General features: G+C 70.0%; 12 protein-coding genes. 3 read left to right on the forward strand and 9 right to left on the reverse strand.

Translation table 11 applies throughout. The features are described from left to right. Positions 1–182: 182 nt before the first annotated feature. A complete protein-coding gene (locus G539_RS0121770) occupies positions 183–509 on the forward strand; it encodes a hypothetical protein (protein ID WP_029077087.1) in 327 nt (108 codons plus the stop codon). Between the two features lie 13 nt (positions 510–522). On the opposite strand, the gene mtnA is transcribed toward G539_RS0121770, so the two are convergent. Then, on the reverse strand, positions 523–1,617 hold the full coding sequence (mtnA, locus tag G539_RS0121775; RefSeq protein ID WP_029077088.1) for an S-methyl-5-thioribose-1-phosphate isomerase: 1,095 nt from the start codon (positions 1,615–1,617) through the stop codon (positions 523–525). 82 nt (positions 1,618–1,699) lie between these two features. Here mtnA and mtnC point away from each other — a divergent pair, with 82 nt between their 5' ends. Continuing rightward, the gene (gene mtnC, locus G539_RS0121780; protein ID WP_029077089.1) at positions 1,700–2,419 is read left to right on the forward strand and encodes an acireductone synthase; all 720 of its coding nucleotides are present in this window, start codon (positions 1,700–1,702) and stop codon (positions 2,417–2,419) included. Continuing rightward, on the forward strand, positions 2,416–3,390 hold the full coding sequence (locus G539_RS25765) for a DMT family transporter (protein WP_051231900.1): 975 nt from the start codon (positions 2,416–2,418) through the stop codon (positions 3,388–3,390). The genes mtnC and G539_RS25765 overlap by 4 nt, the downstream gene beginning before the upstream one ends. An 87-nt stretch (positions 3,391–3,477) precedes the next feature. Here G539_RS25765 and G539_RS0121790 read toward each other — a convergent pair whose 3' ends face one another. The 8 genes from G539_RS0121790 to hemP form a co-directional block, all read right to left on the reverse strand. After that, positions 3,478–4,407, reverse strand: coding sequence for an ABC transporter permease (locus G539_RS0121790; protein ID WP_029077090.1), 930 nt, complete (start codon positions 4,405–4,407; stop codon positions 3,478–3,480). Next, a complete protein-coding gene (locus G539_RS0121795; RefSeq protein WP_029077091.1) occupies positions 4,404–6,047 on the reverse strand; it encodes a sugar ABC transporter ATP-binding protein in 1,644 nt (547 codons plus the stop codon). Before G539_RS0121795 ends, G539_RS0121790 begins: the two co-directional genes overlap by 4 nt. Positions 6,048–6,054: 7 nt before the next feature. Continuing rightward, positions 6,055–6,969, reverse strand: coding sequence for a sugar ABC transporter substrate-binding protein (locus G539_RS0121800; RefSeq protein ID WP_035832256.1), 915 nt, complete (start codon positions 6,967–6,969; stop codon positions 6,055–6,057). 76 nt (positions 6,970–7,045) lie between these two features. Further along, positions 7,046–8,587 (reverse strand): xylulokinase, encoded by a 1,542-nt coding sequence (locus G539_RS0121805; RefSeq protein WP_029077093.1) that lies wholly within the window; start codon positions 8,585–8,587, stop codon positions 7,046–7,048. Between the two features lie 106 nt (positions 8,588–8,693). After that, the gene (locus G539_RS0121810; RefSeq protein WP_029077094.1) at positions 8,694–9,479 is read right to left on the reverse strand and encodes a heme ABC transporter ATP-binding protein; all 786 of its coding nucleotides are present in this window, start codon (positions 9,477–9,479) and stop codon (positions 8,694–8,696) included. Between the two features lie 96 nt (positions 9,480–9,575). Beyond that, entirely contained in the window at positions 9,576–10,673 is a 1,098-nt protein-coding gene (locus G539_RS0121815) for a FecCD family ABC transporter permease (protein ID WP_051231904.1), read from the reverse strand. Next, positions 10,655–11,653, reverse strand: a complete 999-nt coding sequence (locus G539_RS0121820) for a heme/hemin ABC transporter substrate-binding protein (RefSeq protein ID WP_029077096.1) — start codon at positions 11,651–11,653, stop codon at positions 10,655–10,657. The genes G539_RS0121815 and G539_RS0121820 overlap by 19 nt, the downstream gene beginning before the upstream one ends. An 8-nt stretch (positions 11,654–11,661) precedes the next feature. Next, positions 11,662–11,838, reverse strand: coding sequence for a hemin uptake protein HemP (hemP, locus tag G539_RS26850; protein WP_084640174.1), 177 nt, complete (start codon positions 11,836–11,838; stop codon positions 11,662–11,664). Positions 11,839–11,988 lie beyond the last annotated feature (150 nt).

Here is an 11,988-nt window from a genome sequence, read left to right on the forward strand (position 1 = left end):
CTGGAAATCTGTGCAGCGCCGGGCCGATTGGCGCTGCCGGAGCGTCTTGCGGCGAAGTCGACGCCGGCTCGCGACAAGAAAACGCGACCGGGCCGGGGGCCGAGGCCGTTCCGCGTTTCTATCGGATGCCGATCGGTTCTAGAATGGCGGCCGGCGCACCGCGCGCCGCATGGAGAGTGAAAATGAACCGCTTCGCGCTCCTCGGCGCTCTGGCCGTCCTGCTCAGCCTGGCGACGATGCCGGCCGGGGCGCGCGACCTGTTCCAGCAGCCCGGCCTGTTCACCCAGCCGAAGATGTTCGACGTCCCGATCCCCAGGATCCAGACGCCGGGCGCGCCGAAGGTGCCCGGCCCGACCGCCAACCAGTGCCGCGTCATGGCCGGCACCTGTCCGCTCGGCCGCCTCGAGCGCGTCGGCACGACCTGCTTCTGCCGCTCGGCGAAGGGCGGGCTGCGCCAGGGCACGACCGAAACCCGCCCGCAGGGGCCGATCCGCACCGGCCCGCCATAGCGGCCGAACCGCCCTATCCCCGCTCGGGATAGAGCTTGCGCAGGCCGTCGCGGCTTGCCGGCGCCACGCCGCGCTCGGTGACGAGGCCCGTCACCAGCCGCGCCGGGGTGACATCGAAGGCCGGATTGCCGGCCCGCGTGCCCTTTGGCGTCAGCCGCACCTTGACGATCGAGCCGTCGCCGGCGATGCCGGAGATGTGCGTGACCTCGTCGCCCGCGCGCTCCTCGATCTCGATGCCAGTGACGCCGTCCTCGATGCGCCAGTCGATCGTCGAGCCGGGCAGAACGACGTAGAAGGGTACGTCATTATCCTTGGCGGCGAGCGCCTTCAGATAGGTGCCGATCTTGTTGCAGGCGTCGCCGGACGCGGTGACACGGTCGGCGCCGACGAGGCAGATGTCGACCTGGCCGTGCTGCATCAGATGACCGCCGGCATTGTCGACGACGAGCGTGTGCGGCACGCCATGCGCGCCCAACTCCCACGTCGTCAGGCTGGCGCCCTGGTTACGCGGGCGCGTCTCGTCGACCCAGACATGGACGGGGATGCCGTCGTCATGGGCGCGGTAGATCGCGCCCAGCGCCGTGCCCCAGTCGACGCAGGCGATCCAGCCGGTGTTGCAATGGGTGAGCACGTTGACCGGCCGCGACCGGCCATTCGCCTCCCAGATCTCGCGGATCAGCCGGGCGCCGTTGGCGGCGATGGTGCCATTGGTCTCGATGTCCTCGGCATGCAGCCGGTCGGCGGCGGCATAGGCGGCGGCGGCGCGCCCGGCCGGCGGATGCTTGCGGACCTCGTCGCGCACGCGCTCCAGCGCCCAGCGCAGGTTGACGGCCGTCGGCCGGGCCGCATTGATGGCGTCGAAGGCGGCGTCGCAATTGGCGTCGGAGGGATCGTCGCGCATCGCCATCGCATAGCCATAGGCGCCGGTGACGCCGATCAGCGGCGCGCCGCGCACCACCATCCGCTTGATCGCGTCGATCGCATCGGCGACGTTCGAGATCGGCAGCGTCTGGAAACGATGCGGCAGCAACGTCTGATCGATGACGGTGACCGTCGTCTCGGAGGGATCGCGCCAGATCGAACGATAGGCGACGCCGTCGACTTTCATGAGAGGCTCCACGCCAAAGGAGATGACCGCCTTCACGTAATCGAGTAGAGCCGGAAGTGCCACAACCAACAGGGCCTTATCGATGCCGACCCCGTCCATTCGCGCCGTGCTGACCGATATCGAGGGGACCACCTCCTCGATCTCCTTCGTCAAGGACGTGCTGTTCCCCTATGCGAAGAGCCGGCTCGGCAGCTTCATCACCGAGCACGCCGCCGATCCCGCCGTCGCCGAGGCGCTTGCCGAGGCGCGCGAGCTGGCGGCCCGGCCCGACCTCGACCAGGCCGGCACGATCGCCCTGCTGCAGGGCTGGATCGACGAGGACCGCAAGGCCAAGCCGCTGAAGACGCTGCAGGGCATGATCTGGGAGGACGGCTATCGCTCCGGCCTGCTCAAGGGCGACATCTATCCCGACGCCGTCGCCGCGCTGACCGCCTGGAAGGCGTCCGGCCTCGCCCTCTACGTCTATTCCTCCGGCTCGGTGCTGGCGCAGAAGCTGATCTTCGGCTTCACCCATTCCGGCGACCTGACGCCGCTCTTCTCCGGCTATTTCGACACAGCCATCGGCTCGAAGCTGGAAGCGTCGTCCTATACGGCGATCGCCAAGGAGATCGGCCTCGCGCCGGAAGAAATCCTGTTCCTCTCCGACAACACGCGCGAGCTCGACGCGGCGCGCGAGGCCGGGATGAGGACGATCGGGCTCGACCGCGGCGAGGTCGTGATCCCGCCCGACACGACGCACCCGATCGTCAAGACTTTCGACGCCATCGACGCCGCCACCGGCACCGTGCGGTCCGCCAATTGAGGCGCGAATCCGGCTCCGCGACCGCGATCGGCGCGGCGGCGATCGGGCTCTGGGCCTGCCTCGCCGCGCTGACGGGAGCGAGCCGGGCCGTGCCGACCTTCGAGGCGCTCGCCATCACCTTTGCGATCGCGGCCGTCGCCGCGCTCGTCGGCTTCACGGCCATGCGGGGGTGGTCCGGCGTCAAGCACGGCCTGACGCTCTGGCCGATGCGGGCCTGGGTGCTGACGACGACCGCGATCTTCGCCTATCACGCGCTCTATTTCGCGGCGCTGCGCCTCGCCCCGCCGGCGCAGGCGAGCCTGATCAACTATCTCTGGCCGCTGCTCATCGTGCTGTTCTCCGGCCTGATCCCGGGCGGGACGACGAAGCTCGGCCGGCCGCAGATCCTCGGCGCCGTCATGGGCTTCGCCGCGACGCTGCTGCTCGTCGGCGGCCCCGGCCCGGTCGAGGCGAGCGGCACGGCGATGGCGGGCTATCTGGCGGCGCTCGTCTGCGCCTTCACCTGGTCGCTCTATTCGGTGCTGAACAACCGCATCAACGCGCCCGGCAGCGAGCCGATGATCGTCGTCTGCGCGCTCGTCGCCGTGCTGGCGGCGCTCTGCCATGTCGCCATCGGCGAGACCTTCGTCATGCCGGATCCAGGCGCCTGGCTGTCGCTGCTCGCGCTCGGCATCGGCCCGATCGGCGCCGCCTTCGTCGCCTGGGACCACGCCACCAAGCATGGCAGGCTGGCGCTGCTCGGCGCCATGTCCTACGCCGCGCCGCCGCTCTCGACGCTGATCCTGGTGCTGACTGGCCAGGCGGAACCGAGCCTCACCCTGCTCGCCGCGACCCTTCTCGTCGTCGCCGGCGCCAGCCTCGCGGCCTTCGGCGGAAGGAAGCACCTCGTTGCTTCACCTCTCCCTGAGGGAGAGGTCGACGCACAGAGTGCGGCGGGTGAGGGTTTAGGGAACCATCCGGAGAGGGCGTAAACCCTCACCCGGACCTTCGGCCCGACCTCTCCCTCAGGGAGAGGTGTTGCAGCTTCGCCCTGACCTGCGTCCTCGATTCTTGCCCGCTCAGCGCTCCTCGCGGGCGACATTGCGGACCAGGACGGCGGCGAGGATGATCGCGCCGGTCAGAAGATCCTGCAGGAAGCTCGGCACGCCGAGGATGGTGAGACCGTTCGAGACGACGGCGATGATCGCCGCGCCGACCAGCGTGCCCGGCACGCTCGGCTCGCCCTCGCGGAACGCCGTCATGCCGAGGAAGACGGCCGCATAGGCCTGCAGCAGGTAGCCGCCGCCGCCGGTCGGATGGGCGCTGCCGAGCCGCGCCGTCAGGAGCAGGCCGGCGAGGCCGGCGAGCGCGGCGCAGAGCGCGAAGGCGACCACCATGTCGCGACGGACCGGCAGGCCGACGAGACGGGCCGCCTCGCGGTTTCCGCCGATCGCATAGAGGCGGCGACCGAACTCGGTCTTGTCGAGCAGCAGCCAGAAGACAACAGCGACGCCGGCGAGCCAGAGGGTCGGCACCGGCACACCCAGGATCGTGCCGCGGCCGAGATCGCGGAAGACGGCCGGGATGCCGGAGAACAGCGTCGCGCCGTTCGAGATCCAGAAGGTCAAACCGCCGATCACCGTGCCGAAGGCGAGCGTGGCGATGAAGCTCGGCACCCGATAGCGCGCGACGAGGAAACCGGAGACCGCGCCCATGGCGAGGCTGGCGGCGAGCACGGCGAGCATGACGATGGCGATCGGCACGCCGGCGGCGAACAGCGCGGCGGCGGAAATCCCGGCGAACGAGACGACGGCGGAAACCGAGAGGTCGAACTCGCCCAGCACCATCACCAAGGTCGCGCCGATGGCGACGATGGCGAGCAGCGACATCTGCTGCGTGATGTTGACGAGGTTCGAGACCGTGCCGAAGGCCTGCGGCGAGGCAACGGCGAAGACGAGGACGATCAGCGCCAGCGCGAAGAGCGTGCCGTAGCGGCGGAAGAGGATCATGCGGAGAGTTCCGAGGGCGGCCGGGGCTCGTCGGGAGCATGGCCGAAGGCGGCAGCAACCACGGCCGCGCGGGTGAGCGAGGCGCCGTCGAGCTCGGCGACCAGCCGGCCGGCATGGAGCACGAGGACGCGGGTGGAAAGCGCGGCGAGTTCCTCGATGTCGCTCGTCGCCATCAGGACGGCGGCGCCGTCCGAGGCGATGCGGCGCATCTCGGCATGGATCTCGCCCTTGGCGCCGACATCGACGCCGCGCGTCGGCTCGTCGACGAGGAGGACGCGGATCGGGCGGCCGAGCCAGCGGCCGAACAGGAGCTTCTGCTGGTTGCCACCGGAAAGCGTCGCCGGCGAGCTGTCCGGGCCGGCGGCGACGAGGCGGAGGCGGTCGCCAGTCCTTTTCGCGAAGGCGCGGATCTTCGCCTTGGAGGGCAGCGGGAGGGAACGGCGGGCGCGGAAATCGGCAAGATGCGCCAGCGCCAAATTGTCTTCGATCGAGAGCGCCAGGGCGAGGCCCTCGCGGCGGCGGTCTTCCGGCACATAGGCCATGCCGCGGGCGATGCGGCCGGCCGGCCCATGCCCGGGCACCTGGCCGTCGATGGCGATCAACCCGCGCCCCGGCGTCGCGCCCCAGAGCGTGCGCAAGAGCGACGAGCGCCCGGCGCCGACCAGGCCATAGAGCCCGACGATCTCGCCCGGCCGCAGCTGCATGGCGATGCGGCTGCCGGCGGGACCAAAGGCCAGATCGGCGGCGAGGACGGGTTTTTGGCCGCTCGCCCCCTCCCCCTTGTGGGGAGGGTTGGGGTGGGGGAATGCCGGGGAAGCGAAGGATTCTACCGGAGAGACTGAGGTGGTACCCCTCTCTCCAACTCTCTCCCGCAAGGGGAGAGAGGGCTCGCCCGAGCCCGTTCCCAACGTCCCCTGCCCCGACATCCGCGCCACCAGCCCGGCGCGGTCGATCTCGGCGATCGCGCCGGCGCCGACCGTGCGGCCGTTGCGCAGCACGGTGTAGCGGCCGCAGAGGTCGAGCACCTCGTCGAGGCGGTGCGAGATGAAGAGGACCGCGCAGCCCTCGGCGGCGAGCTGGCGTACGACGGCATGCAGCCGCTCGGCCTCGCCTTCCGACAGGCTCGAGGTGGGCTCGTCCATGACGACGAGGCGGGCCGGCTCCATCAGCGCGCGGACGATCTCCGCCATCTGGCGCTGGCCCGGCGTCAGCCGCGCGGCGGGCCTGTCGAGCGGCAGGTCGGGCGCGATGCGCGCCGCCACTTCCGCCACCTTCGCCCGCATGGCGCGACCGTCGATGAACGGACCGCGGCGCGGATGGCGGCGGCCGATCCAGGCGTTGCCGACGGCGTCGAAATGCGGGACGAGATTCAGTTCCTGATGGATGAAGCGCAGGCCCATCGCCTCGGCCGCGCGCGGGCCGTCGATCGTGACGGGCGCGCCGTCGAGGCGGATCGTACCGGCGTCCGGCTGGTAGAGGCCGGAGAGCGTCTTGATCAGGGTCGACTTGCCGGCGCCATTCTCGCCGACAAGCGCGTGCACCGATCCCGCTTCAATCGCGAGATCGGCACCATCGAGGGCTTTCGTCGCGCCGAAATGCTTGACTAGGCCGTCCAGCGCGAGGAAAGGCGCAAAGGTCACGAGCAACTCACGGGCAGGTGACGCCCAGCGTCTCCGGGGTGATCAGCTTGGCCGGGGCGTAGATCTCGGCCTTCTCCGGCGTCTTGCCGGCGAGGATGCCGGCGAGGCCCTCGGCGGCGAGGCCGGCCATGGCGTCGAAGTCCTGACTGACGGTGCCCTTGATGTGCGAGCACGCCTTGATCAGCTCGATCGCCTGCGGATTGCCGTCGATGCCGGCGATGATGATCTTGGCGTCGGGCTTGTCGGCCTCGATGGCGAGCTGCGCGCCGATCGCCGGCTCGTCCCAGGCGGCCCAGACCGCGTCGATCTGGTCGCCCTGGCTCTTGAGCAGGTTCTCGGTCGCCTTGCGGACGTCGTCGATCGGGCCCGGCACCACGACATAGTGCTCGGCGATGACCTTGATGTCCGGGTTCTTCTTCAGCGCCGCGTCGAGCGCCAGCTCGCGCTGGTGCACGCCGGGATGGGCGGAATGGAAGAACTTGACGATGTTGCCCTTGCCGCCGAGCTTCTCGAACAGGAAGTCGGACAGCTTGGTGCCGAGCTCGAAATTGTCCGAGGTGACGTTGAGCGCGACGCCGGGCGCCTTGCCGCCGTCGATGGTGACGACCGGGATGCCGGCCGCCGCGGCGGCGCTGACCTGGTCCTGGATCTGGGTCGGGTCGACGCTGACGAGCACGATGGCCGCGACCTTGGCGTTGACGACGTCCTCGATGCGGCTGGCGAGCTGGCCCATGTCGCCGCGCGTGTCGACCACGGTGGCGTTCCAGCCGGCCGCCTTGGCCTTGTCCTGGAACACGGTGATCATCTGGTTGGTGGCAACCGAGCTCTGATAGGGCGTCAGCACCGCCACGTCGGCGGCGTGCGACGCGACCGTCGAAGCCATCAGGCCCGCAAAGGCCAGTCCGAGAATTCCAACCCGCATTTTTTGTTCTCCCCCTTGGGTTCGGCGCCAGTGATATCGCCTCCCCCGCCCCCGGCGCAAGCGGCCAAAAAGCGCCTCAGAGCGCCGGGTCGAGCGCGTCGGCGAGCGCCCGCGCCTGGCCGGCCGCCTGACGATAGGCGGCGAAGCGTCGGGCGGCTCGCTGGGCGCGCTCGGGACGCGGCGCGACCACCGTCTCGTCGCTGGCGACGGCGCTCGTCTTGCGGCTGGTCTTCGCCTTCGTCTTGGTCGTCGCGGCCGCCTTTGCGGCAGCCCCCTTCGGCGCCAGGCCGATGATCGGCGCGATGATGCGGAAGGCGCCATAGGCGGTGACGATGCGGCTCGCGGACGGCACGGTGACGCGGGCGCCGGTGACGTCGGCGATCAGATGCGCGACCGTCAGGCTGCCGGCGACGCCGCCGGCCAGCGCAATCGACTTGGGCGGGATCGGCAGGGCATCGAGATTGTCGCGGATGGCGTGGGCGAGCCCTTCCAGGACGGCATAGGCGAGCGTGTCGGACGCATGCTCGCGGTCGAGGCCAAGGAAGGCGCCGCGCACGGCGCGATCGGAGAACGGCGCCCGCTCGCCGATCAGATAGGGCAGGAACAGCGCGCCGGGCGGGCTGGCGTCATGCTTCTCGGCTGCCGCGTAGAGCTCGGCGACGGAGCGGCCGGCGACGCCGGCGAACCAGTCGATGGCGAGGCCGGCGGCGAGGAAGGGCGAGATGACGATGACGTCGGTGCCGACCGGCGCGGCGAGCGTATAGGCGTCGCGCGGCGGCTTCGCCACCGAATAGGGCATGGTGGCGGCGATCCAGCCCGTGGTGCCGAGATAGGCGTGCGGCTGGTCGTGCCGCTCGCTCGACGTGCCCCAGGCGGTGGCGCCGCCGTCGCCGGCGCCGACATAGACCGGAATGCCGGGCACCAGGCCGAGGGCGGCCGCCGGCTCCGGCAGCAGCGGGCCGGCCAGCGCGTCGGCGTCGAGGATGTCGGGCAGGATCGCCGGCGACATGCCGATCGCGGCCAGGATCGTCGCGTCCCAGTGGCGCGCCGCGAGATTGAGCAGGCCCGTCGTCGTCGCGCAGGTCGGATCGACGACGGCGCGGCCGGTCATCCGGTGGATCATCGCGTCCTTGGCACCGAACAGCACGCGCTCGACGCGCGCCATGATGTCGGCCTCGTTGTTCAGAAGCCAGTCGAGCCGGAACAGGCAAAGCGCCGGCTCGGCGCGGTTGCCGATCCGCTTTTCGAAATCCTTGGGCAACTGCGCCTTGAGCGCGGCCATCTCGGCCTCGCTGACGCGGGCGTCGCTATAGAGCAGCGCCGGCCGCAGACTGGTGCCCTCGCGCCCGAGCAGGATGACGTTCTGCATCGAGCCGGTCAGCGTGATGGCGATCGGCAGACTGTCGACGGCGAGGCCGTTGACGGCGGCGACCGTCGCCTTCCACCAGAGCGCCGGATCCTGCTCGGCCCAGCCGGGATGGGGAACCGAGGTCGTCACGGGAGCGTCGGCCGAGCGCAGGGTGCGGCCGTTTTCGTCGAACAGGGCAGCCTTCACCGACGACGTGCCGACATCGATGATCAGGACCGTGCGCGTCGGCACGGACTTCTTGGCTGCCATGTTCGAATCCCTGTCCATGGTTGCGGGAGGCGCAATCTAGGCCATGACAGGGCGGCGTGAAATCACGTTCTCCCCATGCCTGCAACGACAGGTGATAAGTTTTGGATCAGGACGCGCGTGCCGTGTGCGGCAGGATGAAGGGCGCGTCGGCCGGCACGCCGCCGACCTGCACGCTGACGCCGAACACCTCGCGCATCATCGCGTCGGTCAGCACCTCGCGCGGCGCGCCATCGGCGGCGATGCGGCCGGCGCTGACGACGAGGATCTTGTCGGCATAGAGCGCCGCGAGGTTGAGATCATGCAGGATCGCCACGACACCGCCGCCCGCCGCCGCGAAGGCGCGGGCGGTATCGAGGGTGAGCAGCTGGTGGCGCAGATCGAGGCTCGCCGTCGGCTCGTCGAGGAACAGATAGCGCGGCACGCCGTCGACGACCGGCTCCCAGACCTGGCACAGCACGCGGGCGAGGTGCACGCGCTGCTGCTCGCCGCCCGAAAGCTCCTGGAAGAAGCGGCCGCCGAAGCCGTTCAGGTCGACGCGGGCGAGCGCCGCCGAGACGCGGGCGGCGCGATCGGCCGCCGGCATGGCGCCGCTGGTGCCGAGCCGCACGACCTCGTGCACGGTGAAGGGAAAGGCGAGCGACGAGGCCTGCGGCAGCACCGCGCGGCGGCGCGCCATCTCGTAGGCCGGATAGGCGCCGATGCCGCGGCCCTCCAGCGTGATCGTGCCCTCGGCCGGGCGCAGTTCGCCGGTGACGGCCTTCATGATCGTCGACTTGCCGGCGCCGTTCGGGCCGACCACGACGGTGAGCTCGCCGGGGGCGACCTTGAGCGAGACGCGGTCGAGGATGGCGCGCTTGCCGGCGCGGACGGTCAGGTTCTGGACTTCGAGCATGGGGGCGTCCGCTTTTCAGGATCGATTGTCTTGGGGTGGCGCGCCAGGCCGACGCCGCCACCCGGTCTTGAACGATTGCCGGAACCGGTCGTGGCCCTAGAGGTCGACCACGCCGCGCTTCCTGAGCAGGATCGACAGGAAGAAGGGCGCGCCGATCGTGGCCGTGACGATGCCGATCGGCAGCTCGGCCGGGGCGACGATGGTGCGGCAGATCATGTCGGCGACGATCAAGAGCGTGGCGCCGAGCAGCGCCGTCGCCGGCAGCAGCGTGCGGTGCTCCGGCCCGATGACCAGGCGCAGCACATGCGGCACGACGATGCCGACGAAGCCGATGATGCCGGCGAAGGCCACCGACACGCCGACGGCGAGCGCGACGACGAAGATGATCAGGCTCTTCAGCCACTGGGTGTTGAAGCCGAGATGGCGCGCCTCGGATTCGCCCAGCACCAGCGCATCCAGCCCGCGCGCCGTGAACGGCATGGCGATGAAGACGCCGATGATGAAGGGTAGCGAGAGAGCGAGCTTGTTCCAGGTCGCGCCGCCGAGGCCGCCCATCGACCAGAAGGTCAGCTCGCGCAGCTGGAAATCATTGCTGCGGAAGACGAGATAGGCGGTGATGGCGCCGGCGATGGCGCCGAGCGCGATGCCGGCCAGCAGCATGGTGGCGACCGAGGTGCGGCCGCGCCGCGTCGCGATGCCGTAGAGCAGCAGCGTCGTGCCGAGACCGCCGAAGAAGGCGGCGATCGGCAGCGCGCCGATGCCGAGGAAATCCATCACCGGAGCGAGGAAGGCGCCGCCGAGCACGATCACCAGCACCGCGCCGAGGGCCGCGCCGGCCGACACGCCGACGAGGCCGGGATCGGCGAGCGGGTTGCGGAACAGCCCCTGCATCATCGCGCCGGCCAGCGCCAGCGCCGCGCCGACCATGGCGCCGAGCAGCGTGCGCGGCATGCGGATGTCGAACAGGATGACGTGGTTGACGCTGTTGATCTCGGAGAAGCGGCCGGCCATCGCATCGCCAAGCAGACCCGCCACCTCGGTGGTGGAAAGCCCGGACGGGCCGACGCAGAGCGAGATCACCGAAGCGCCGATCAGCACGAAGACGAGGATGCCGGTCACCAGATTGGCGCGACCGCGACGGTCGCCGGCGACCGGGGCTGTCATGACGAGGCTCATCAGTTCGCCGCCGGCCATTCGGGCAGATCGAGCGACGGATAGAGGGCCTTGGCGAGATCGCGGGCGGCGTCGGCCGTGCGCGGGCCGAAGCCGAGCAGGTAGAGGCCGTCCATGGCGACGAGAGCCTGATCCTTCGCGGCAGGGGTGGCGCGCAGCGCCGGCGAATCGAACACGGTTTCCGGCTTCGGCGGACCGCTCTGGCCGATCATCATCACGACGACTTCCGGGGCGGCGGCGACCAGCGCCTCGTCGGAAGCGGGCTTGTAGCCCTCGACGGCGCCCATCGGGTTGATGCCGCCGGCGAGCTGGATCATCGAATCGGCGGCCGTGTTATGGCCGGCCGCGAGCGGCTTGCCGCCGTTCAGGCTCATCAGGAAGACGGCCTTCTTGCGCTCGCCTTCCGGGATCCTGGCGATGGCGCCCTCGAGCGCGGCGAAGCGGGCGGCGAGCGTATCGGCCAGCTTGTCGCCCTTCTCCTTCTCGCCGAGGATGTCGGCGATCAGGCGGATCTTGGCGACGATGCTGTCGCCGGACCGGCGCTCCGGCACGATGACGATCGGCACGGAGGCGGATTCGAGCAGGTCGATCGCATCCTTCGGGCCGGAGCCCTCGACGGCGATGATCAGGTCTGGCTTGACCGACAGCACGCCCTCGGCCGAAAGCGCGCGCATGTAGCCGACATCCGGCTTGGCGGCGGCCTCGGGCGGATAGGACGAGGTGGTGTCGCGGGCGATCACGCGGTCGCCGGCGCCGAGCGCGAAGACGATCTCGGTGATGTCGCCGCCGATGGTGACGATGCGATCGGTGCTGCCGATCTTGACCGAGCGGCCGGTGGCGTCCTGGAACACCCGCTCGGCCGCGACCGTCTGCACGATGGCGGAGAGGGTGATGCCGACCGCGACGGCGAGGCCGAACAGGATCTGGACCCGGCGGCCGGCGAAGCGATCGATGGCGCGCGGCGCGCCGTGGAAGGGGGAAGTGTGCGCGAGCCTCATCATGATCCCGTCTACTTGTTCAATATCAGCTTGCCGGCGCGCGTCAGGCGCAGCCTGTAGTCCTCGCCGACATGGCGAATGATGATTTCCCGCGCTCCGTCGAGCAGATCGGCGCTGGACACCACGCGCGGCCCCGCGCCCGCCGGGGCCGCGTCCGGGGAAGTTCCTGTCGATTGCGTCTGTTGCATGCCTGTCCCGCCCGCTTGCTGGGAACGTCGTTTTGACTGGTTCTAAACTTGCGAATAATTCGCAACAATTTAGTTGACTGACGTACTCATCTTTTCGTATCTCCGCAAGCGAAACATCACCGACATCGCCGCGCCGCCTCGATCCGGGGC

The organism is Kaistia adipata DSM 17808 (assembly GCF_000423225.1).
GTDB classification, from domain to species: domain Bacteria; phylum Pseudomonadota; class Alphaproteobacteria; order Rhizobiales; family Kaistiaceae; genus Kaistia; species Kaistia adipata.